Below are 22,049 nucleotides of genomic sequence, written 5' to 3' on the forward strand. Positions count from 1 at the left end.
AAAACGCGCTCAGAAACGTTTGCTGTGAACGGCAGGCGACGTCCAGTCTACCCGAAAGGGCGTACCGATACGGTTTCCGAACCGGAATTGAATTGCGGATGGCGCCTTCGCTTAGCCTCCACGAGACGCATGCTCGGCAACTCCCTTTCCTAGGAGCCTGTCTGAGTAGTGACTGGTCAAGAGGGAGCGAGTCTGATTCCTTGCGCAGCCATGAGCAAGGAATTTCGCCCCTGGAAGATCGACGAGGTCCAGCTTCTGCCGCCGAGCGTGCAGGACTATGTGCCGCAGGACCACGTTTCGCGGTTGATCGTGTCGCTGGTCAAGGAAAGCCTCGATCTATCGGCGATCCTAGGCAGCTACCGGAGCGGGCTGGGTCAGCCGCCGTTTGATCCGCGGATGATGACGGCGCTGCTTCTACACGGCTATGCGAGCGGCATCTACTCGTCGCGGCGGATCGCCAGGGCGACGGTGGAGCGGGCGGATTTCATGATGATCGTGGCCGGCGATGCGCCGGACTTCCGCACGATCTCGGAGTTCCGGCGGCGGCATCTTAAGGCGCTGGCCGACCTGTTCGTGCAGGTGTTGAAGCTGGCCGAGAAGGCCGGGTTGGTGAAGCTCGGGCACGTGGCGCTCGACGGCACCAAGATCAAGGCGAACGCATCCAAGCACAAGGCGATGAGCTATGATCGCATGAAGAAGCGGGAAGCGGAGCTTGCAGCGGAGGTCGACCGCTGGCTCAAGGCGGCGGAGGCCGCCGATGCGCAGGAGGATAAGCTCTACGGCGACAAGCGCGGCGACGAGATGCCCGATTGGGTGGCCGACAAGCAGAAGCGGCTTGAGAAGATCCGCGAGGCCAAGGCCGCGCTGGAGGCCGAAGCCAAGGCCGCAGCCGAGGTGGAGCGCAAGGCGCGGGCCGAAGCCGAGGAGCGTCGCGTCGCCGAAGGCGGCAAGAAGAGCGGCAAGACGCCGACGAAAACGGAGCCCGACGGCAAGGCACAACGCAATTTCACCGACCCGGAAAGCCGCATCCTGAAGACCAAGGACGGTTACATCCAGGGCTACAACGCCCAGGCCGCGGTCGATGGTGCCCATCAGATCATCGTGGCGCAGACGCTGACCAGTTCCTCCAGCGATCAGGCGCAACTGGCGCCGTTGCTCGACGGGATCAGGGCCAATCTGGGGACCAATCCCGACGAAGTATCGGCCAACGCCGGCTACTGCTCCGACGCCAATCTTCGCACGATCAAACGGCGGCGCATCGAGGGCTACATCGCCACCGGAAGGCAGAAGCACGGCACCAAGTCCGCCACCGCGGAAAAGCCTTCAAGAGCCGGCTCGCTGATCGCCAGGATGAGCACCAAGCTCAAGCGCGCCGGCTACCGAAGTCGCTACCGCTTGCGTAAGCAGATCGTCGAACCCGTGTTCGGACAGATCAAACAGGCAAGAGGGTTCAGGCAATTCCTGCTGCGCGGCATCGAAAAGGTCAGCGCAGAATGGGCGCTCATCTGCACCGCTCATAACCTCGTCAAGCTCGCAAGGGCCGCCTGAGCCGCCATTATCAAGATAAAACTGCCTTCCCAAAGCTAACTGGACAGGCTCCTAGAGCAGAACCGATGCGAATGATGTTGCAGCAAAGCCACTTAGCACTACGGCGAAGCCGGAGCCGGACTGTTATTATCACGCGGATATTCGTGCTAAACTGGAAGACGCTGATGATGAGCCTTTCCTGCGCGTGTCGCGTTGCGTGATTGATCGCTCGTGGCGATTTTCCCACGAGCGGACTTCGACAACGCGCGGCATAGCAGGTGCGATCCCTGTGCGGGTAGACGGGTCTAGCGTCCAGGCCGGCTCCGCTCGTCGGTAATATCCATTGGCGTTCACCGTTTCCCAAGAGCCTCGATAGGTGAGATCGAAATTCTGTCCAGGCGAACAAAAGTCTCCTTCTACTGCTGCAGCGAAAGAGGCGGCTTCCTGCTGCGCAGCATACTGTCGGACGCTACAGCGAGATTGTCAGCTTCAGGACCATTGTCGACAACCTGACGCATGCACCCGGTACGAAGTAACTGGAGACCCCCCAATTTCCAAGCGGCACGCTGCTTGCTTCAGTCGCGGTGCTATCACCGATGCCAGCTTGAAGGCGCTCGGTTGTGGATCGGGAAAGCGCCGCGGAGTGTTTGATGCGATCTGGAGTTCGTTTTTGGGGAGCGACAACGATTGCGCTGGCGGCAAGCGGTGCAGCCAATTCGGCGGACCTTGAGCCAGCAGTACAACTGCCATCGGCCCTGTGGAGCTGGTCCGGAGGATATATTGGCGGGCACGTAGGCGTTGGTTACGGCCAAAAATCCTTCAGTAATCCCTACGGTCCGTCAGTCTATGGCGGCGGCGTCGATACTCCTGTGTTCCTGGCAGGCGGCCAGATCGGCTACAACTGGCAGAAGAATAGCTGGGTGTTTGGCCTCAAACTCGATGCCAGCGGTGCTGTCTCCAACGGCACAGATGCCTGCCTCGCAGCCTCCGGCACAGTAATGAGCGCAAACTGCAAGGCAAGTCCAAACGTCTTTGTCCCCGGGGCCGGTCGCCTCGGTTACGCTTTTGGCGCGGAGGGCCACACGCTGGCCTACCTCAAGGGAGGCGTGGCTTGGCAAAGCAATCAAGGCGACGGCATCAATAACAACGAGTTTGGCCGATGTCGGCGACGGCGCGCTCGACTTCTACAAGGCGCTCGACGAGGTCTTTCCCGGCACACGCCACCAGCTATGCTGGGTGCACAAGACTGTGAACGTCCAGGACAAGATCCACTCTCTGTGCAGGCCACCATGAAGAAGGATTTGCGCAAGGTCTATTGGGCGCGAACCGAGCGTCCGCCGAAGCGGCGATTGACGTCTTCGCCGAGAAGTATTGTGCCAAGCACGGCCGGGCGATCGAATGCCTGGTCAACGACCGCGACGCACTGCTGGCCTTCTACGATTTTCTTGCCGAACATTGGGATCACTTGCGCACCACCACCAATCTCATCGAGAGCGTGTTCGCCACGGGGCGATACAGGACCGTGCGGACGAAGGGCTCCTTGTCGCCAACCAACGCCGGGCCGATGGTGTTCAAGCTGGTGATCGCCGCATCAAGGACTGGCGGCGGCTCAACGGCACAAATCAGTCGCCGAAGGTCGTCTCAGTTGTCAGTTTCAAGGACGGCATTGCGGGCATCCAAGTGCCGGCAAACCAAGCGCCTGATCACCTCGTCGCCTAAATCCCGAATAGCTCAGCTTATCGGGCCGATAATTCAATGGAGATTTCTTAATGACTATTGATAATGAGAGGGAAGCCCCACCGGCTCTGTCGACCGGTGCGACGCATATGCTCATCGAGCTATGGGGAGCGAAGAACCTCGACGATCCGGCCATTGCGGAAGACGCAATCCGAAAAGCCGTCCGCGCGGCGAGTGCGACATTACTCCACCTTCACGTTCATAAGTTTTGTCCGGGTCACGGCGTCTCCGCAATAGCCTTGTTGGCTGAATCGCACATTACCTTACATACTTGGCCTGAGAGCTCCTACGCGGCCGCTGATGTTTTCGTATGTGGCAACAGCGATCCTGCGAGCGCCGTGCCAGTTCTAGTTGAGGCGTTTCAGCCCGAACAGTCTGACGTTCGCAGCTTCCGGAGAGGTGTGTCAATCAAGCCGACGCGTTGAAGCAGATGATCGATCTCATTGGAATAGCCGATCATGTTTCCGACCGCCCGGGTGAGGTTATCGAGCTCACTGCCGCAATCGAAAAACATCTTGGGCTAACCTCTAGCATGAAGGCTTCACCGCGAGGCTTTCGGGTGTGAAAGCTTCACGCAACTTGTTTATGATAACATCTTTGGTGCTCATGGCGGTGGCGGGCATAATTTGGCATCCGCTTTCCGTCAATGGCGTAGTCGAAGGAGAGGTATTCGCAATGTCAGGACTCGAAGCGTTTAGTATTGCGTAGTCAAAGTCAGCCATGCCGATCGATTCATCAAAATTCTTCGACTCCATTCGCATCAAGCCTACCAAGGTGAGTGCGAAGCGCAAGGCGCAGGCGGGTCAGGAGGCCGTCACCTGCGAATGGGCGGGCTGCCAGAACAAGGGCTCGCACAGCGTGCGGAAGGGGCACGAGAACGCGCGCGAGTACTGGCACTTCTGTCTCGACCATGTCCGTGAGTACAACCAGTCCTACAATTTCTTCCAGGGCATGAATCCGGAAGCGGTTGCGCGCTACCAGAAGGATGCGCTGACCGGCCATCGCCCGACCTGGAAGATGGGCGCCAACACCAGCGCCAAGCGCGGCAAGGGCAACGTCGAGGAAGACCTCGGCGGAGCCGCCGATCCCTTCAACGTGTTTGCCGAACTCAACGGCCGCGCCGGCTGGCGGCCTGGCCCCGGCGCGCAGGGCAAGCGCGAGACCCGCACGGTGATGAACGCCGAGCGCAAGGCGCTGCAGGTGATGGGGCTCACCGCCGAAGTCACGCTCGGGGACGTCAAGGCCAAGTACAAGGCGCTGGTGAAGCAGCACCATCCCGACGCCAATGGCGGCGACCGCTCCAGCGAAGACCGCCTGATCGAGATCATCAATGCGTACAACTATCTGAAGACCGTGGTGCGCGAGGCGTAGCGCCCCGCGCGTCAGACCCGTAGCCCGGATGAAGCGCAAGCGTAATCCGGGCGTCTCTCTCGCAGATAGATTAACCGTTCCCGGACTACGCTTCGCTCCATCCGGGCTACGATGTCATCCGTTAAGAAGCCGATTCAAGAGGTGACCGGTCGCTGGGCGGCTGCGATGAGGGCGGTCAGGAAAGGCACCAAAGAGCCCTCAGCCAAGCGAGGATGCGGCGGAAGTTGTGGCCGATGGCGGAGAGGATGTTCTTCACGGACGACTCAATAAATGAGTCGACTAGAAAATGCACTTATTCAATGTGCTTCCTCAGTCGGATGAGCGAGTATCGCATCAAGATCACCCATCTTGCCATCCTCAAATCGGAGCGTTGCACGCAAGCAGACTTGCTTGCGCGCACTGAACGCAGCACGACTGGAAGTACGCACCTGTTAAGTGGGACAATGACGAATTGATACTCTTTGAGATAATCGAATCCATTGCAGATGCGCATAACTCCACTGGAACGAACCAGTCAGACGCATGAGAAATCCCCAACTTGCCAAGAATGAGGGAACCAATCCGTCCGAAGCTGGCGCGATTTGCCCGCGGCGTATAGCGCCGACTCTCACTCGTTCGGCGTTGCGGGGCCTCTCGCAGATCGGTCGAACCCTAAAGTAGAGGCAGACCTTCCCCCGATTTAGATTAATGAAGGTTATCGTAGTCTGACTGCGACCTGGACATCCAATTCAAGAAAAAGAGATCCAGCTCCGGTCGCAGGATTACTGCATGGAGCCGGCCCCAATCGTCATTGGTAAGTTCGTCGGGCCACATCTGCGCGCCGTGAAGCACGCAATAGATGCGAACAGTATCACCGTCGACCAGGTAGGCCGCGACATAAGTGTGCGCGGGATGACCAACTCGCGCGTGCCAGCGACGCGCCCCGGGCCGGCCACTGTCAGGAAAGTCGAGCAGGCGCCGCGCGGCATCGGCAATCTGTTCATCAACATGAACCGCTGCACGGGGATTCTCGGCTTCGATGTAGCTGAAAATGCCATCGAGATCGGACAGCGCGAATCGCGACCAGACGAGTTCCACCGTTCATGCTCCGCCACTTTTTCGAAGCGCAGCGGTACGGCGTTGCGCGAAATGTGCTTCGACCTCGGAATCATCGAGATCGGGCCGGGTATCCTCCTGCGCATCGGCGGCCTCCGCCGCCTTGAGCCAGCGGTCGACCTCCGCTGCAAGCTCCGCTTCCCGCTTCTTCATGCGATCATAGCTCATCGCCTTGTGCTTGGACGCGTTCGCCTTGATCTTGGTGCCGTCGAGCGCCACGTGCCCGAGCTTCACCAACCCGGCCTTCTCGGCCAGCTTCAACACCTGCACGAACAGGTCGGCCAGCGCCTTAAGATGCCGCCGCCGGAACTCCGAGATCGTGCGGAAGTCCGGCGCATCGCCGGCCACGATCATCATGAAATCCGCCCGCTCCACCGTCGCCCTGGCGATCCGCCGCGACGAGTAGATGCCGCTCGCATAGCCGTGTAGAAGCAGCGCCGTCATCATCCGCGGATCAAACGGCGGCTGACCCAGCCCGCTCCGGTAGCTGCCTAGGATCGCCGATAGATCAAGGCTTTCCTTGACCAGCGACACGATCAACCGCGAAACGTGGTCCTGCGGCACATAGTCCTGCACGCTCGGCGGCAGAAGCTGGACCTCGTCGATCTTCCAGGGGCGAAATTCCTTGCTCATGGCCACGCAAGGAATCAGACTCGCACCCTCTTGACCAGTCACTACTCAGACAGGCTCCTAGGTTCGAGGCTGAGGAAAGCTCTCGATATGGGTGTCAGTTCGAAGATCATGGCCCGACTCAGTTCAGGCGGCGGCCAATGGTTAGGTAGTCCGCGGGGGCCACATCGGCTGGATTGATCAGTCGACGCGCGTCGAACACCGTTTTGCCGGCGACTCGCAACGAGGTGAGTTCGCCGTATTCCTGTGTCCGAGTCGCGATGATGACGATCTCGGCCCATTCGACTTCGCGCCGCCAGTCAGACGAGAACTGAATACGGTTCGCGGCGATTCCGATGGCGAGCTTGAAGTTCTCCGTCGCGAGCGGATCGTAACACCTGACATCCGCTTCGGCCCGCAGAAGATCGCGAGCGATCTTGATCGAGGCGGATTCTCGCACGTCGTCGGTATTCGGTTTGAAGGAGAGGCCGAGAACGAGGGTTCGTCGGCCGGACAACGCTCCGAGCTTCCGCTCGAGGGTAGAGACGATCTGGCCCGGCTGCGCGGCGTTCACGTCGAGAACGGCATTCAGCATATTCATCGGGAGGCCAAGGCTCTCGCCTTGGCTGCGCAGCGCCTGTACGTCCTTTGGAAAGCAGGACCCGCCGAATCCGCAGCCCGGAACGAGATAAGTCAGGATCTGTGGAGCAAGGCGGCCCAGGGGAGTGATCGGCGACCACCGTTTGTCGAGATAGACGCCGCGCATGACGTCGAGGACGTCGACACCTCCCACCGCAGTGCAGAGGTTTGCCATCTCGTTCGCGATGGAGATCTGGGTGGCCAGAATTGCATTGTTGGCGTACTTGATCATTTCGGCCGTGCGGGTGTTCACCCGCACTTTGTCGCAGTTCCACGGAGCGTAGAGTTCCTCGAGCCGCGCCAGCGTCCTCTCATCCTCCTGACCGATCACGATGCGATCGGGCTCCATAAAATCCTCGATCGCCTCTCCTTCGCGAAGAAACTCCGGGTTCATACCCAAGCCGAATGCCCCGAGCTTCTTCCCGGACGAGTGCTCAAGCTCTTCCCGCACTATCGTGTCCGTTGTTCCTGGGATGACGGTGCTCTTCACGACGACTGATAGGTGATGAGGAGTAGTCGCGAGATAAGCGCCAATCTGGCGAGCGCACTGCCGGACGGCGCTGAGGTCGATCGCGCCGTTCTTCGACGGCGTGCCGACAGCGATCAGGGCGATTTCCGCTGTCTCGATCGGGGCGTGTAGATCGGTGGTCGCCCGAAAGCGGGCCGATGCAAGCACTGACTTGAGCAGTTCAGGGAGACCGCGCTCATGGATATGCGGCACGCCGTCGTTAAGCTGAGCGACGACATCCTTCCGCAGATCGACGCACGTCACGTCGTGTCCCTTCACCGCGAGGCACACGCCCGAGACGAGACCCACATAACCGGACCCGACAACTGTGACGCGCATCACGCCCTCAACTCGTCGCGTAGAAAGGACAGGTAGCGGCGCACGCCCTCATTTACGAGGACCTTGGGAGCGTACCCGAGAATGTGCCGCGCCTTCTTGATCACGGGGCGGCGTCGGTTTGGATTATCGACAAGATACTCTGAGTCGGAACTCCTCTCGAAGACGACCGCGCCGCGGCGCCCGAAAACCTCCAGCGAGGCCTGCTGATAGATCTCGGCAAGGTTGTGGACGGAGATCTCCGGCCCGTCGATCCCGATGTTGAAGTAATCGTATTTCCCATGCAGGAGGCAGAGGATATAGCCTGTGATCGCGTCGGAGACGTAGCAAAAAGTCCGGGTCGGGCTGCCGTCGGAAAAAATGACAATGTCTTCTCGATTGATCACGCATCGCGCGAAATCGGCCGGGAGCCGACGGTCGTCGATGCGCATACCAGGCCCATAGTTATTGAAGGGGCGGGCGACGGTGACAGGCATGCCATACCTCTTCGAGAAGACGTAGCACATCGTCTCGCCGAAACGCTTCGATTCGTCGTAGCAGGCCCGCGGGCCCAGGCACGCGACATTGCCGCGGTATTCCTCGTCAGTCGGGATCGCCGTCTCAGCCGGATCGCCGTAGATTTCGCTGCTCGAAAAGAACAACAGCCCTTTGAGCCGATCCGAACTCCGATAGGATTCGAGCAGCCGCCGCAATCCCCAGATGTTAGCGTCAATGGTCTCGACCGGATACTGACGATAGAACGTCGGCGAAGCGATCGAGGCCATATGGATGACGTAGTCCGCTGCGTCAGCGCCGTCGACCATTCGAAGGTCATCACTGGCGATGTTGAACGTATGCGTTTTGAGCACGTCCGGAAACTCCGCACTCAGATCGGTCAGCCAGCGCGGCCGATGCAGCAGCAAACTGTCGAGCGCGATGATCCGCTTCAGACCGAGTTCGGACGCCTTTCGCGTGAAGTACTGGAGGAAGTAATATCCAAGGAAGCCCGCGCAGCCTGTGACCAGGACCGTTGCCCCCGCAAAGCATCCTCGCGGCAAGGCCGCATGGATTTGCTCGATATCTTCTTTGACGATGAGGCTGATTGTCACGTAGCGCTCCGAACGAAAGGCTGGGCGTTGTTGGCGTGAACCCAAGGGCCTCGACCGGAGACCCAGAGTTCTTCGAGCTGATCCGTGTCATGTTGCGTATCCATACAAGCCCAGAAGCCGGCGTGACGACATACGCGCAAGCCAGTGGCCCGGCGCGATCGGTGAAGGGCGCATTCTCCAGCACGAGATCGGCGTGATTTAAAAGGTAGTTCAAGAGTGACCGACGGAAGAAAAAAGTACCCGCCGTTGAACCGGCTGGAGCCCTGCTTGGGCTTTTCGGAGTGCTCTCTCCGTGGTCCAAAAACGTCCATTGTGGTTGCTCCTGCGATGTGAGGTTTCCGGGCTTGTTGAAAAGCGGACCTTACGTTTGACCGGCCGTTTCATCCGACCGGCCGACGTTTATCATCGACAGGCAACATGCTTCCGTCATCTAGATCAATTACCGGCTCTGGTAGTTGACCGGAGCACAGCATTTGGCATGCCCACCATGGAAGAGAAGACAGGCGCCGATTTTGCTGCAAACCACGTCGGCGCAAACCAGCCCGCCAACCTGATTAGAGGCGCAAAACTCTAGTTCTGAGTGGTCCAAACTTCGGTCTCGCTGCACGCCAATGATAGACTCTACCAATTTTGGGAGGAGATTGCGGAGCTCAGGCCAGTTAGAAGGATCTCGAGGCCCGTTGGAATGAGGCTCGTCGACGAAGCTGGCAAGAAGAGACCTATGGCAGGAGACGACCACTTTGCAAACGGAACGTCAGTCTTCCTGGATCGGACCTTGCTCGCTCTGTCCGCCGTAACCACCGCAGTCTCGCTTGGCTGCAATACTACAGCAGTTTCGGTTTCAATCCCGGCAGGTAGCGATATCGCAGTGCTTCGCATGGCGAACGTCACGTTCACCATAGCGCTGAGCTGGATTTGCAGCTTCCTCGTGGTCCGGGGGCCCCTGGACGGCGGGCTGGCTGCATGCCGCGGTGCTATCGGCAGGAATCGGCAGGCTCGCATTGGTCAACCCTTACCTCTAGCTGCTCGCCCCAGCTACTCCGCGCTAACGTCTCAATCACTCATGAGGCTACTGGCCGACCGGCCGGGGCGCATCCGCCGGGTGTTGGGGCGGGTCCTGGTCGGCGTTGGCGGCTGGTGCTGCTTCACGGTCAGGCCGACACCGCGGCGGCCATTGCCCTCGTCGTTACGCTCTATGTCGTCCTTTGTGCCGAAAATCGCTGCAGTACCACATTCAATCCGTTGCCCCACGAGGAGCTGTTTATTTCGATGATCCGATGGCGGACTTTTCATGGCCTTTTCCATCAACGGATTTGTCCACACGCGACTCGACGCATCCGCATCTTGATGCGGACGTCAAGGGACTAGACTTATGAAGTGCCGGAATTGCCAGACGCAATTGCAACACGTGGTCCTTGATCTGGGACACGCGCCGCCATCGAACGCCTATCTTTCGGAAGCGCAGCTCCACGAACCGGAGAGAACCTTTCCGCTCAAGATCTTTGTCTGTCACGCGTGCTGGCTCGTACAGACTGAAGATCACACCGCCGCCGACGAATTGTTCTCCAGCGACTACGCATACTTCTCCTCGACGTCGCAGAGCTGGCTGAAACATGCCAGGACCTATTGCGAAAAGATCGCCGAGATGCTGCATCTGACCCGAGACAGTTTTGTCGTCGAGGTCGCCTCCAATGACGGATATCTCCTCAAAAATTTTGTAACGATGGGCGTACCATGCCTGGGCATCGAGCCGACCGCCGGCACGGCCGATGCTGCCGAGCAGATTGGCGTGCCGGTGCTTCGTGAATTCTTTGGCGCAGCCACCGCTACGAGGCTGGCGGCAGGCGGGCAGCAAGCAGACCTGATCTGCGGCAACAACGTCTATGCCCATGTGCCTGACATCAATGACTTCACGTTGGGCCTGCGTATTCTACTCAAGCAGGGAGGTACGGTGAACCTGGAGTTTCAGCATCTCAAGAACATGATTGTACAGAACCAGTTCGACACGGCTTATCATGAGCACTTCTCGTACCTGTCGCTGACGGCGGTTATCCAACTCTTCGAAAAGGCCGGTCTGCGGGTCTTCGACCTTGAGGAGCTCCCGACGCATGGCGGTTCCTTGCGCATCTATGGCTGCAACAAGGATGATCCGCGCAAAACAACGGCAGCGGTCACGGCCATGTTGGCGGAGGAGGCAAGGCTGGGGCTGCAAGACCTCGGTTTGTACCTTGCATTCCAGCAAAAGGCGGACCAGGTAAAGAACAACTTCCTAGCTTTCCTGATCGAGCAGAAGCTCGCCGGCAGATCGGTCGCCGCGTATGGCGCGGCTGCCAAAGGCAATACATTGATGAACTATGCCGGCTTGAAACACGACCTGATTAGCTTTGTCTGCGACGCGGCAGCCTCGAAACAGAACAAGTTCATGCCCGGCAGCCACATTCCGATCCTTCACCCAGCAGAACTCGCGAAGCGAAAGCCAGATTGGGTGGTGATCCTGCCCTGGAACATCGCTGCCGAGGTGATGCAGCAGCATGAGCAGACTAGGAGGTGGGGCGGCAATTTTGTCATTGCGGTTCCCGAACTGAAGGTTCTGACATGAAGGTCTTGCTGACCGGCGCGATCGGTTTCATCGGGCGGCAGACGAACATGATGGTCATGTACCCCCTTCCCGCTTGGCACTTTGTGGGACGTCTGATGATATCGAATACGTCGAAGGTTTGTCGGGTGGCTTCCGCTTCGACGATCCGATGTTTTCTATGACACGGCCTGAACCGGTGACAATGTTTTCGCCCAAAGATGCGGCCCGACCATCGCTCGCAGATCGCGAGCTGTAGTGACCCCGGCAGAAACGAGATGCCAATGAAGCTCGACGTAAGGGAAATTGAGAGGAAGCCTGCGATTGACCTGTATCAACTGGTCTGCGAGCTGTTTCCAATCAACCGCAGTCAAACCGGCTCAGGAGTTCGCAAGACCCTGAGCATCATCGCCCGCCATATTGATCTCGAAATCAATGAAGTCCGAACGGGAACTTCTGTTTTCGACTGGCACGTTCCGATGGAATGGAATATTCGCCACGGGTCGATCTCCACGGTGGGCGGAAAATGCTTGGTCGACTTCGCCAGCAACAATCTTCATGTTCTTGGATATAGCAGGCCGGTGCAGGGCGTGTTCACGCGTGCCGAACTCGCGCGGCACATCCACACGCTGCCTGATCAGCCAGATCTTATTCCATACAGGACTGGCTATTACGCCGACGATTGGGGCTTCTGCCTGCCTCATAATCTCTGGCAGACCATGAATGATGACGTCTATCATGTCGAGATTGACAGCGATATCTCGGCTGGTTCACTGACGTTTGGTGAGTGTTTCGTTCCCGGCGAGACGCCGAACGAAGTTTTGCTCAGCACCCATGTCTGTCACCCCAGCCTCGCAAATGACAATCTTTCGGGAATCGCAGTCATGACCGCTCTGGCCATGCGGCAGGCGCGCCAAAAACGACGGCTAGGATATCGATTTCTTTTCCTTCCAGCGACGATCGGCGCCATCACCTGGCTCGCCCGCAACGAGCCGGTATTGGCTAACATCAAGTACGGCCTCGTGCTGACGTGTTTGGGTGATGGCGGGCAATTTCACTATAAGCAGAGCCGCAAGGGGGCGACGATCGATCGGGCCGTGGCACATGTCCTCAGGCATTCCAGCCTCCGCCATGAAATACTGCCGTTCGCCCCCTACGGATATGATGAGCGGCAGTTTTGTTCGCCTGCATTCGATCTGCCGGTAGGCTGCCTTATGCGCGGTGTACATGGTGCTTTCCCCGAATACCATACGTCGGCAGACAATCTGGATTTCGTGAAGCCGGAGGCCCTCGATCAATCTTACTCGGTAATAGAGACGGTCTTGGACTTACTTGATGCGGACTGCACGTATGAGCGCGTCGACGGTCGATGCGAGCCTCAGCTTGGAAGACGCGATCTCTATAGAACGATCGCTGGGCAACGCGAGGCGGGCGGCGCCACGCAGATGGACCTGTTATGGTTGCTCAACCTCGCGGATGGCGACCATAGCCTGTTGGACATGGCGATGCGGGCCGACGTACCCTTTGCTCGGCTTGAGTCCGCCGCGCGGGTCGCACTGGACGCAGGGCTTGTCCACGCACGTTCCGAGTGATCGAAGCGGGTCGAATGATACACCATCACGCCGCGAGTTCATCTTGCCGGTGATCGGCTCGGTGGCGTTGTGAATAGGTGTCCGGGCCGCCGACGTAGCGCCGTCTCGGAGTTTTTCCGCCTGGATGGCGACGAAGACATTCTTTGTCGACTTGGCCGACGGCCTATGCTTTGCCTGTGCAGATTCTACGCAATACCTGATCGAGCATGCTCGAAACCCGATGTCGAAGCCTATCTGGGCCCGGCGGCCCCCTATGCAAGTCCTGTTCGAGCTGTCGCGATTGCGGAACCTGAACCCGGCGTTTTGCGAGGTTTCCTCTTATGATGATGCGCTTGGAAACGCGCGCCGCGTGGCGACACGCAAGCCGCAGCCCGCGATCATTATCGGCACGAGGCCCACAGGAACCACGCGTTCGTGGTAACCGAGCAAAGGGTGACGGCCCGGCGGTCATGCCGCGGGTCGGGATCGATACCATTCCACTGTACGGCGCAGGCCCGCGTACAGCGTTGTCGACGGGTTCCAGCCGATCAATTTGCGGGAAGTGGCAACATCGGCTTTCAGTACCCGCTCGAGCGGTCGATCGGGAACTGCCCCGAACAGCGGTTCGGGCGCACCGGGAATCAATGCTCTTAGCTGCTGTACAATCTCCCGGATCGTGCACACCTCGCCCCATCCAAGATCTATCACACGGCCCTCGGCGCCAGATGCGTGGGCGCACACTATAAGGCCATCGACCACGTCATCGACGTAGATCCAATCAACCGGCCGGACGCCGCTGCTCAGCTTGGCACGCTCGCCGCGCAAAAAGGTGGTGATAACGTAGGGGACTAGCTTCGTGAGGTCCGCCTGCGCCGGGCCGTAAACCATGGCGATCTTCGCGATGACGACCTCGGTCTGATACAGCGCCTCGAACATCCGAGCATACGCCGACGTAGCCCCTTTTGCCGCGGCATAGGGCGAGGAAGGTATGTGATCGGGGTTATCCGGCTCTTCAACGGAGCCCGCGAACACGATCCGGCCGGCGCCGCTTTCAGCGGTGACCAGGAGCAGATTGAATGCGGTGAGGAAGTTGTTTTGCAGGATCGGCAGCACCATTTCGAAACTGCGCGAACCCGTCACCAGACCAGCGAGGTGATAGGTCGTGTCAGGCCGGACAGTCCGGATCAGTTCTCGCGTTGCCTGCAGATCGACCAGATTGACGTTCCACCAACAGATAGCGGTGGCGCGTCGGGCATTGCTGACATCTCCGCCAATCGATTTCCACCAGGCTGGTACGTCGGCCGGTGGCTGGCGCGAGACCGCGTGTAATTCGACGCCCAAGCCCGTGAGCCTCTTGCAAAGCTGGGATCCAATGAAGCCTCGTGCGCCAGTCACCAATACCTTTTCCATAGCCGCATCCTAATGGCAGAAATTGCTATGGCGCATCAGGTCGGACGATGAACACGGCGAATTGCCGTAGACACCCCGGCGGCCGATCGCCACAAGTCAAAGAGCTCGGCACGAAGCTCGGACGGATCCTGGAGATCGGCCTCGATCTGCATCACGGCGTCGCCACGGGCATGCTTATCGTCGACGAGAACCGATCGCTGAGCCCCGACATTCTTGCTAAGGCGGATGGCGCTTACGCAGGACTCCATGCCCGCGAATTCTGTCCAAGTCAGACCACTTGAACCGTCAGCGCTGAACACGGACTCAATTGTGCCGAGCCCCGCCTTCGTTTCGCTCAGACGGCAAATCCGACCGTTCTCTCGATCGCACCGGATCCATTCACGGTTCTCGTAGCACTTGTCGGAGGTGACGGTGAGTACCGCGCGGACCGAATCCATCTGCCGACCGGCCTGCAACAGATGCGCCGTTCCCATGACATTTGCGCGATAGGTCTCGGATGGATTGGCATGGGAATAGGGTAGCAATGGTTGTGCCGCGATGTGGGTAACGATATCGGGCGCAGCGCTACGAAGCGTGCCGACCAAATGATTGCAGTTGGTCACGTCGCCCAGAATCGGCCCCATGCCGGCCAGGCGAGCGATTTCAAAAAGGCTGGGCGTCGCGGATGGCGGCGTCAGCGCGTACCCGGTCACCGTGACGTCGAGACGTTGCAGCCAAAGCGCGAGCCTTGAGCCTTTGAAATCCGCGTACCCTATGAGAAAGATGCGCATGCTCGCCTGGAAGCTGCTCATTTTTCCCACACCTTCCACGGAGCGTTGCCCTCAATCCAGAGCGCTTCGAGGAACGTCTTGTCACGCAGAGTATCCATGGGCTGCCAGAAGCCGTGGTGCTGGTAAGCCGAAAGCTGTTGCTGCTCGGCCAAGGTCGTGAGCGGCTCGTGCTCCCAAACAGTGGAGTCATCCACCAGCAGGTCAAATACTTTCGGGGAGAGCACGAAGAAGCCACCATTGATCATTTCCCCATCACCCCAAGGTTTTTCCTTGAAGCTGGCGACACGGTGATCACTACAAATTTTGAAGGCGCCGAAACGGCTAGGCGGATAGGTCGCGGTTAGAGTGGCGAGCGTACCCTGGCGACGGTGGAAGGCGATCGATGCGGATATGTCGATGTCTCCCACACCATCGCCATAGGTCAAGCAGAAGGCGTCCTCATCCGTCAGGTAATTAGCAACTCGCTTGAGCCGACCACCCGTCATGGTCTTCTCGCCGGTATCGACGAGCGTCACCTTCCAAGGTTCGGCATGATGCTGGTGGACTTCCATACGGTTTTTCGTCATGTCGACGGTGACATCCGACACGTGCAGGAAGTAGTTGGCGATGTATTCCTTGATCAGATAACCCTTATAGCCACAGCAGATCACGAAATCGTTGATGCCATAGTGCGAGTAGATTTTGAGGATGTGCCACAGAATCGGCTTGCCGCCGATCTCGATCATGGGCTTGGGCCGAAGGTGGGTTTCCTCGGAGATTCGGGATCCGAGGCCGCCCGCGAGGATCACAGCTTTCACTACTGGCTCCACTTCCGGCCATCCGGCCGTTGTCGCCCGAGTTCACGGCAGGATTGCTCCGCCAGCGCGACGGGGCGTACGGGCTTGAACAGAAACTGCCGAGCATGTGGAGACCTCCCGTCGAGGACGGGGAGATCGAACGTAGCGGCGGCGACGTAGTTCGCCTGCCCAGCTCCAAAGGAAGCCATGACATCGTTGTCCAACTCGTTGATGAGGTCTCGAAACGGAAGAAGGCCAGCATCGGGGGCTGAGGTGTCGTTCATGTATGGCTCCTGCCTGTTTCCTTCATTCCAATTCGCAGGCCCGGGGATAAATGCGCTGCGCAGGCCGAAAACGCGTCCAGTCGGTAGCTGCCCTCCTGTACGATGCAGATCGGCTTGCCGATCGCGGCCAATGCTAAGCCGATTTCTCGGTAGACGTCTGGCGGAAGCGTCCAGCCGCCATGCGGATCACCGATTGCTCAAAGCTTGTCTCGCTTGCTGCCATCTTCATTCCCTGCTGCGAACGGTCTAATCCATTCTACGAGAGGACTAAGGTGCGCCTAAATACGGCGGCGTGACAGAATACTGACGTGGATGCTCTGCTTCCGTTGAATCTTCTTTGGCCAAGCTCTGCCTCATTCGGGCGGCTTACGAGTTGATCTGCCTGAGACCTGCCACGATTGAGTCCACGATGTGCTCGCCTACGTCGGCGAATTGGAATCATGAGGTGCTCAGCCCAGAGGGCGGACGATTGACAGGCCAATGCGCGAGGCCTTTGGGCCTGCGGCTGCGATCACACTGAACAGTCCATCATGCTATCTCCAAGAGAAATTATACTGGATCGAGCCTGCGCACGCGGCATTTCTGCGACCGGCGAATCGGCGCATTAAGTTCGTTTGCGAGAGCGGACCCTTGGTTGATGTTATATGCCGAAGTCTTTGCATGTGATGCTCGCGCCACGTGGTGTTCGATCGGCCCAACGTTCACCAATAATTGCCGTGTCTTTCATTTGGATCAATCACTAGCGTTGGTAGTTGACGGCAGCGACGCATTAATCGCGTCGGCTGATGGCCGACATGCGCACTGTGCCGACCTGACGCTGTGAAGAGGACCAGAGGTCATCATGCCATGCGAGCCCGACGGGAGCGGGTGGTTCTCCAGGCGTGCCGTGATGCTCTACGACCGACGGGCCTTGCTGGCGGACCCGAGATGTGGTCTGCGACCCGGCCTGTTCCCCGCAATAACGTGCCGGCGATCTTCTTCCCCGCGGCTGCGCCGCTCCTCGCGCAGCAACAAGATCGCCGCACGCCGTCCTCCGCATGCGCGGCAGCCTGACGGTGCGGGTCGGCCGTCCCGGGGCTCAAGATCGCCACAAGCCCGCGATGGTCGCAGGCTTTCACAGCACAGGAGATCCACCATGTCCCAGATCGGTTCGTTCACCCGCAGCAACGATGGCACCTACACCGGCATCATCAAGACGCTTGCGATCAACGCCAAGGCGCGCCTCGTCCCCAGCGAGCCCGCCTCCACCAGCGACAAGGCGCCAGACCTGCGCGTGATCGTCTCCGGGGTCGAGATCGGCGCCGCCTGGCGCCGGACCTCGAAGGACAACCGCACCTACTACTCGGTTAACCTCGACGATCCGTCCCTCACCGCGCCCGTCTACGCCAACCTCTTCGAAGGCGACGATGGCGAGTTTGCGCTGATCTGGTCGCGCTGACCGACACCGCGGTGCCTCGCAACAGGCGAGGCACCGCGGACCGCAGCCCGTTATTATGCGGAGCGGCACAGCGACAAAAGACCTGGAAAACCGGGACTAACAGCCAACGACTTCGCATAATCCCACGCTACGCATAATCGGCATTAGCCCCCAAGATGCGGAAGTGCGGCCCTTCAGAGGGTTCTCGACGCGGACCAGCTTGGCCTTGGCATTGAGAGCGAGGTGCGAATCGAGCCGGAAAAAGCCATTGCCGTTCAAGGTGAAGGTGCCGATGGTCGCCATTATCGTGTCCTTGTTTTCACTTTCCCGGGCCGCGCCCATCGGGGCCTCGATGGCTGGCGACAGACCGGAGGCGGTCGACTCGCACCTGAGGGGGCCGGCCGCTGTAGAGGGCGTCCAGGGTGCGACTTTCTTGTCCTGCGTGAGGAATTGATACGCGGCGTGGATGCTTACCATCCAAAAAATCAATTTTACCAATGTTGCGGAATGTTGCATTGGCAACAGCACCTGACGCCCACCGATCACGTCACTGCTTCTATCGGCGACGCGGCTCGGCTGAGGAACGGCGTCGCGTTCGCGTCGAGGCGCCTGATGGAAGCCACAGGATGGCAGATCAAACTCGCGAAGGAACATCGCCAAAACCAAGGAATACCCGCGGGCGGCGGCGAGACAACGATCGCCACGGAACTTACCTTGCGTGGCATCCAGTCGCCGGAGTTGACGGACCTCATCTACGACCTGGAACAGTCCAACGGCGTGCAGATCGAGATGAACACGGATGATGCCTGGTCGAACCTCAAGCATATCGGCGACACGGTTGAAGCTGTCCACGGCTTGCTCGCTAAGGCCTGAATGGAGAGGAGCGTCGTCATTACCGGAATGGGCGGGCTGTGCGGCCTAGACACCTGCGCCGCCTCCATCTGGAAAGAGATGCGCGAAGGCCGCACCGCCATCGGCCCGATCGTCGATTCCGAGCTTTACGAGCTGAAGGTCAGGATCGGCGCCGACCTCAAAGCGCTATCGGAGCATGACATCGACTGCAAGCAGCTCGTCGATCTCGACGCCACGTCCAATGTGCTGCGCCAGCGCAAGGTGCGCGTGGCGCTGAACAACGCCTCTGCCTTCGGCGGCACGAACGGTTCTGGCGTTCGGCCAAGGTAGTCAGGAGAGTGTCGGTTCACCGTCTGGCGGGTTGACGGTCGCATGGCTTCGCGCGTGGTGCGCGTCTTGCTTATCGAGAGAAAACACACGTAACAGCCAGCCTGCCTTTGGAATCACGCTGCAGGCTGTCGGGTTTCCGACATGGTCGTCTTCTATCGGACACGGCTGGCATGAAAAGCTCGTCTGATGCCGTCGCCTCTCAACGCGCGACGGCTCGGTGTTCGAGTTCGTATGGGAAGGAGCGTCATGACCACCATCGCAACTGCGGCGTCCGCGCGGGCGTCGCGAACTTGGTACAAAATCCTCTACGTTCAGGTGCTGATCGCGATTCTGATTGGCGTCCTCGTCGGTTGGCTGTGGCCGTCGCTCGCGACCAACGAGTGGGTCAAGGCGCTCGGTGACGGCTTCATTAAGCTAATCAAGATGCTGATCGCGCCGATCATCTTCTGCACCGTAGTCTCGGGCATCGCGCACATCCAGGATGCGAAAAAGGTCGGCCGGGTCGGCCTCAAGGCGCTGGTCTATTTCGAGGTCGTCTCCACCTTTGCCTTGGTGCTCGGCCTGGTGATGGGCAATCTTTTTCAGATCGGCCACGGCCTTGCGGCCAAGCCCGATGCCGCAGCCGTCGCCAACTACGTGAAGCAGGCGGAAGCCTCGAAAAGCGTCGATTTCATCCTCAATATCATTCCCGACACCGTGGTCGGCGCGCTGGCGCGCGGCGATATCCTGCAGGTGCTCTTGTTTGCGATTCTGTTCGGCTTCTCGCTGATGGCGCTGGGTGAGCGCGGCGCAAAGTTGCGTGGCATGATCGACGACGCGGCGCACGCGGTGTTCGGCGTCATCGCCATTGTCATGAAGGTAGCGCCGATCGGCGCGTTCGGGGCCATGGCCTTCACGATCGGTAAGTTCGGACCATCGGCGCTCGGCAATCTGATCGGTCTCGTCGCGCTGTTCTATGCTACGGCCGCGCTGTTCGTGGTGGTCGTGCTCGGTCTGATCTCGCGCTTCGTCGGGTTTTCGATCTTCAAGTTTATCGCCTATATCAAGGATGAGCTCTTGCTCGTGCTCGGCACCTCGTCCTCGGAAAGTGCGCTGCCGCAGTTGATGACGAAGCTCGAGCGGCTGGGCTGCTCCAAGCCGGTGGTCGGCCTCGTGGTGCCTACCGGCTACTCCTTCAACCTCGATGGCACCAACATCTACATGACCTTGGCAACGCTGTTTATCGCTCAGGCGCTCGGGGTCGATCTCAGCTTCGGCCAGCAGCTGACCATTCTCGTTGTGGCGATGCTGACTTCGAAAGGCGCAAGCGGTATCACCGGGGCCGGCTTCATCACGCTCGCGGCGACGCTTTCAGTGGTTAATCCAGTGCTGGTGCCGGGCATGGCAATCGTGTTCTCGATCGACAAATTTATGAGCGAGGTGCGCGCCCTTACTAATATCATCGGCAACGGTATTGCCGCGGTGTTCGTGGCCTGGTGGGAAGGCGAACTCGACCAGGCCACGCTGCATGCGCGGCTTAACCAGAAAATCGATCCCAACGACGGCGAGACCTCGAACACGGCAGGGTAGGCGGCTGCATTTCTAACCGTCATTCCAGGGCAAGTCGAACTCGGGTGTAACCGGATTCGCGGGTCTTAGTGGTGCAAGTCGGCAGCAGCCGATTTGGATTGCGCACCCGGAAACCTCTCGCCGCGATCTCTGGATTGCCGGTTCGCTCGCTTCGTGAGCGCCCCGGAACGACGTCTAAAAGGCTGCCCGTGACACAAGGGAAGAACCCCCCGGTTTGCCGGGCGGTTTCTCAGGAGTGCCGAGTATGAACGGCTGCTTGAAAGTGGAAGTCTTCTATCCAACCGCATGAGGGCAAAGGGTTAGCGAAGTGCAACGAGCCATCGCGAAGGGGGTCTGAAGAAGCCGTGGAGCAAAGCCGCGGAGGGACTAATCTAAAGCGTGATGAGGTTAGCTTAAATCGATTCGGGGTTCCCAAATCAGGAGAATTCTGATTTACCATGAGGGCTCGGCGTGAAGGCCAGCATGGAGGGAAAGCCTTACTCTGAGGATCTTCGGAAGCGGGTCGTTGTAGGTTCTTACCGGCGGATTGTCCCGGAGCGAGGCGGCTAAACAGTTCGGTGTTGCGGTCAGCACCGCCGTAGGATGGGTGCGACGGCATCGGGAGACCGGCAGCGTGGCGCCCGGCAGGATGGGCGTCCACAGGCCGAAGGCGATTTCCGGCGAACATCGTGTCGGGGTTTTGGGACGAATCAAGGGGACTTCACCTTGCGCGGCTTGGTCGCCGAGCTCGCTGATCGCGGGCTGAAGGCTGATTACCGTTGAGTGGGAGTTCGTCCACGCCGAGAAGCTCAGCTTCAAAGAGCAAGGTGGTGGCTGGCGAACGCGACCGTCCGGACGTCGCCAGACGGCGAACGCAGTGGATCAAATTCAAGATCGCCTCGAACCTGAGCGCTTGGTCTTCAGCGACGAGATCTGGAACAAATTGATATGCGGCCTTGCGGGGGTGGGCGCCCGGTAGCGAGAGGAGTCCCAGCAAGATTCCGCACGGCCGCTGGAAGACTTCCTGGCCGCATTGCACCTGCCCGGATCGAGGCTCCATGGTTTCTCGAGGGCCGAACGATCGCGAGAGTTTCCGCCTCTTGTCGAGAAAGTCCTCCTTCCGACGCTTCGTCCCGGCGACACCCTAATCAACAATCGCGGCAACCACAGAGGCAAAATCGTGCTCAGCTTACCCGCCTCGTCAAATTTCACAAAAGTCCCACTCTCGTGAACCCAGAGCCGCTCCTTAAGCACGAGCGACTGTGTTTATAGCTCCGTCTCCGTGGTGGCGACTTTCGCAGATATGGCGGGCTCGACCTAGTGGTTCATCACAGTGATTTTGACTCTTTGGCGGTGGTTGGATATGCGCGCCCGAGTTTGGCGCGGGCTTTGTCGGTTGTAAACATCCATTTGATGCGGTCTCGTGCTTTGTTTCGCTGCCGTTGCCATGCTGCGATCTCTTTTCGGAGCCGTTTGGGGTCGTCGATGCGGCGGCCGAGACACTGGCGCTGCAGCACGCTGATCTCGCACTCGACCATGTTGAGCCAACTGGCGTGTTTCGGGGTGCAGTGGAATTCGAGGCGACGCAGGATGCGACGGGCCTCGG

At 59.3% G+C, this 22,049-nt stretch carries 17 protein-coding genes and 3 pseudogenes; 10 read left to right on the top strand and 10 right to left on the bottom strand.

Going from position 1 to position 22,049, the window contains the following annotated elements; translation table 11 throughout:
• Window positions 1-210: 210 nt before the first annotated feature.
• The 4 genes and pseudogenes from C7G61_RS37410 to C7G61_RS37430 all read left to right on the top strand — a co-directional run bounded on the left by C7G61_RS37410 (window position 211) and on the right by C7G61_RS37430 (window position 4,635).
• A complete protein-coding gene (locus tag C7G61_RS37410; protein ID WP_108522684.1) occupies window positions 211-1,548 on the top strand; it encodes an IS1182 family transposase in 1,338 nt (445 codons plus the stop codon).
• Between the two features lie 1,116 nt (window positions 1,549-2,664).
• Window positions 2,665-3,246 (top strand): annotated as a pseudogene (locus tag C7G61_RS37420) (transposase); the annotation flags it as partial.
• Window positions 3,247-3,353: 107 nt separating this feature from the next.
• Entirely contained in the window at window positions 3,354-3,689 is a 336-nt protein-coding gene (speD, locus tag C7G61_RS37425; protein WP_244608654.1) for an adenosylmethionine decarboxylase, read from the top strand.
• Between the two features lie 295 nt (window positions 3,690-3,984).
• A complete protein-coding gene (locus C7G61_RS37430; RefSeq protein WP_108522686.1) occupies window positions 3,985-4,635 on the top strand; it encodes a J domain-containing protein in 651 nt (216 codons plus the stop codon).
• A 684-nt stretch (window positions 4,636-5,319) separates the two neighbouring features.
• Here the strand turns inward: C7G61_RS37430 and C7G61_RS37435 are convergent.
• The 4 genes from C7G61_RS37435 to C7G61_RS37450 form a co-directional block, all read right to left on the bottom strand.
• Entirely contained in the window at window positions 5,320-5,712 is a 393-nt protein-coding gene (locus tag C7G61_RS37435; protein WP_108522687.1) for a type II toxin-antitoxin system RelE/ParE family toxin, read from the bottom strand.
• A gap of 3 nt (window positions 5,713-5,715) precedes the next feature.
• Window positions 5,716-6,363, bottom strand: coding sequence for a transposase (locus C7G61_RS37440; protein ID WP_108522688.1), 648 nt, complete (start codon window positions 6,361-6,363; stop codon window positions 5,716-5,718).
• A gap of 118 nt (window positions 6,364-6,481) precedes the next feature.
• Window positions 6,482-7,825 carry a UDP-glucose dehydrogenase family protein gene (locus tag C7G61_RS37445; RefSeq protein WP_108522689.1) on the bottom strand — a complete coding sequence of 448 codons (1,344 nt, stop codon included), beginning with the start codon at window positions 7,823-7,825 and terminating at the stop codon, window positions 6,482-6,484.
• A complete protein-coding gene (locus tag C7G61_RS37450; RefSeq protein WP_108522690.1) occupies window positions 7,825-8,910 on the bottom strand; it encodes an NAD-dependent epimerase/dehydratase family protein in 1,086 nt (361 codons plus the stop codon). The genes C7G61_RS37445 and C7G61_RS37450 overlap by 1 nt, the downstream gene beginning before the upstream one ends.
• A gap of 1,372 nt (window positions 8,911-10,282) precedes the next feature.
• On the opposite strand from C7G61_RS37450, the gene C7G61_RS37455 reads away from it, so the two are divergent.
• The gene (locus C7G61_RS37455; RefSeq protein ID WP_108522691.1) at window positions 10,283-11,509 is read left to right on the top strand and encodes a class I SAM-dependent methyltransferase; all 1,227 of its coding nucleotides are present in this window, start codon (window positions 10,283-10,285) and stop codon (window positions 11,507-11,509) included.
• Between the two features lie 254 nt (window positions 11,510-11,763).
• On the top strand, window positions 11,764-13,077 hold the full coding sequence (locus C7G61_RS37460) for a DUF4910 domain-containing protein (RefSeq protein WP_108522692.1): 1,314 nt from the start codon (window positions 11,764-11,766) through the stop codon (window positions 13,075-13,077).
• A gap of 447 nt (window positions 13,078-13,524) precedes the next feature.
• Here the strand turns inward: C7G61_RS37460 and C7G61_RS37470 are convergent, their stop codons facing one another.
• From C7G61_RS37470 to C7G61_RS37485, 4 genes are read right to left on the bottom strand one after another with little or no spacing between them, the layout of a single operon-like run.
• The gene (locus tag C7G61_RS37470) at window positions 13,525-14,466 is read right to left on the bottom strand and encodes an NAD-dependent epimerase/dehydratase family protein (RefSeq protein ID WP_108522694.1); all 942 of its coding nucleotides are present in this window, start codon (window positions 14,464-14,466) and stop codon (window positions 13,525-13,527) included.
• A 35-nt stretch (window positions 14,467-14,501) separates the two neighbouring features.
• A complete protein-coding gene (locus C7G61_RS37475; RefSeq protein ID WP_108522695.1) occupies window positions 14,502-15,257 on the bottom strand; it encodes a GDP-mannose 4,6-dehydratase in 756 nt (251 codons plus the stop codon).
• A complete protein-coding gene (gene rfbF, locus C7G61_RS37480) occupies window positions 15,254-16,033 on the bottom strand; it encodes a glucose-1-phosphate cytidylyltransferase (RefSeq protein WP_108522696.1) in 780 nt (259 codons plus the stop codon). Before rfbF ends, C7G61_RS37475 begins: the two co-directional genes overlap by 4 nt.
• Complete coding sequence (locus C7G61_RS37485; protein WP_108522697.1) at window positions 16,033-16,296, bottom strand: hypothetical protein; 264 nt, start codon at window positions 16,294-16,296, stop codon at window positions 16,033-16,035. Before C7G61_RS37485 ends, rfbF begins: the two co-directional genes overlap by 1 nt.
• Before the next feature lie 1,135 nt (window positions 16,297-17,431).
• On the opposite strand from C7G61_RS37485, the gene C7G61_RS37490 reads away from it, so the two are divergent.
• Entirely contained in the window at window positions 17,432-17,734 is a 303-nt protein-coding gene (locus C7G61_RS37490) for a DUF736 domain-containing protein (RefSeq protein WP_108522698.1), read from the top strand.
• Window positions 17,735-17,870: 136 nt separating this feature from the next.
• Here the strand turns inward: C7G61_RS37490 and C7G61_RS37495 are convergent.
• Window positions 17,871-18,016 (bottom strand): annotated as a pseudogene (locus tag C7G61_RS37495) (DUF736 domain-containing protein); the annotation flags it as partial.
• 309 nt (window positions 18,017-18,325) lie between these two features.
• Between C7G61_RS37495 and C7G61_RS37500 the strand changes: the two are divergent.
• From C7G61_RS37500 to dctA, 3 genes and pseudogenes are all read left to right on the top strand, one after another.
• On the top strand, window positions 18,326-18,586 hold the full coding sequence (locus C7G61_RS37500; protein ID WP_244608653.1) for a hypothetical protein: 261 nt from the start codon (window positions 18,326-18,328) through the stop codon (window positions 18,584-18,586).
• Window positions 18,587-18,791: pseudogene (locus C7G61_RS37505) on the top strand (beta-ketoacyl synthase N-terminal-like domain-containing protein); the annotation flags it as partial.
• Between the two features lie 350 nt (window positions 18,792-19,141).
• Entirely contained in the window at window positions 19,142-20,464 is a 1,323-nt protein-coding gene (gene dctA, locus C7G61_RS37510) for a C4-dicarboxylate transporter DctA (RefSeq protein ID WP_057902640.1), read from the top strand.
• Window positions 20,465-21,771: 1,307 nt separating this feature from the next.
• On the opposite strand, the gene C7G61_RS37515 is transcribed toward dctA, so the two are convergent.
• Window positions 21,772-22,049 (bottom strand): transposase (locus C7G61_RS37515; RefSeq protein ID WP_190242151.1); only part of this gene is annotated, 278 nt, incomplete at its 5' end.

It is taken from the genome of Bradyrhizobium algeriense (assembly GCF_003062295.1).
GTDB classification, from domain to species: Bacteria; Pseudomonadota; Alphaproteobacteria; order Rhizobiales; family Xanthobacteraceae; genus Bradyrhizobium; species Bradyrhizobium algeriense.

Coding starts and splice junctions, on each gene's coding strand:
- C7G61_RS37410 (WP_108522684.1), top strand. CDS start 211: ATGAGCAAGGAATTTCGCCCCTGGAAGATCGACGAGGTCCAGCTTCTG.
- C7G61_RS37500 (WP_244608653.1), top strand. CDS start 18,326: ATGGAAGCCACAGGATGGCAGATCAAACTCGCGAAGGAACATCGCCAA.
- C7G61_RS37440 (WP_108522688.1), bottom strand. CDS start 6,363: ATGAGCAAGGAATTTCGCCCCTGGAAGATCGACGAGGTCCAGCTTCTG.
- C7G61_RS37490 (WP_108522698.1), top strand. CDS start 17,432: ATGTCCCAGATCGGTTCGTTCACCCGCAGCAACGATGGCACCTACACC.
- C7G61_RS37470 (WP_108522694.1), bottom strand. CDS start 14,466: ATGGAAAAGGTATTGGTGACTGGCGCACGAGGCTTCATTGGATCCCAG.
- C7G61_RS37445 (WP_108522689.1), bottom strand. CDS start 7,825: ATGCGCGTCACAGTTGTCGGGTCCGGTTATGTGGGTCTCGTCTCGGGC.
- C7G61_RS37475 (WP_108522695.1), bottom strand. CDS start 15,257: ATGAGCAGCTTCCAGGCGAGCATGCGCATCTTTCTCATAGGGTACGCG.
- dctA (WP_057902640.1), top strand. CDS start 19,142: ATGACCACCATCGCAACTGCGGCGTCCGCGCGGGCGTCGCGAACTTGG.
- speD (WP_244608654.1), top strand. CDS start 3,354: ATGCTCATCGAGCTATGGGGAGCGAAGAACCTCGACGATCCGGCCATT.
- C7G61_RS37455 (WP_108522691.1), top strand. CDS start 10,283: ATGAAGTGCCGGAATTGCCAGACGCAATTGCAACACGTGGTCCTTGAT.
- C7G61_RS37460 (WP_108522692.1), top strand. CDS start 11,764: ATGCCAATGAAGCTCGACGTAAGGGAAATTGAGAGGAAGCCTGCGATT.
- C7G61_RS37485 (WP_108522697.1), bottom strand. CDS start 16,296: ATGAACGACACCTCAGCCCCCGATGCTGGCCTTCTTCCGTTTCGAGAC.
- C7G61_RS37430 (WP_108522686.1), top strand. CDS start 3,985: ATGCCGATCGATTCATCAAAATTCTTCGACTCCATTCGCATCAAGCCT.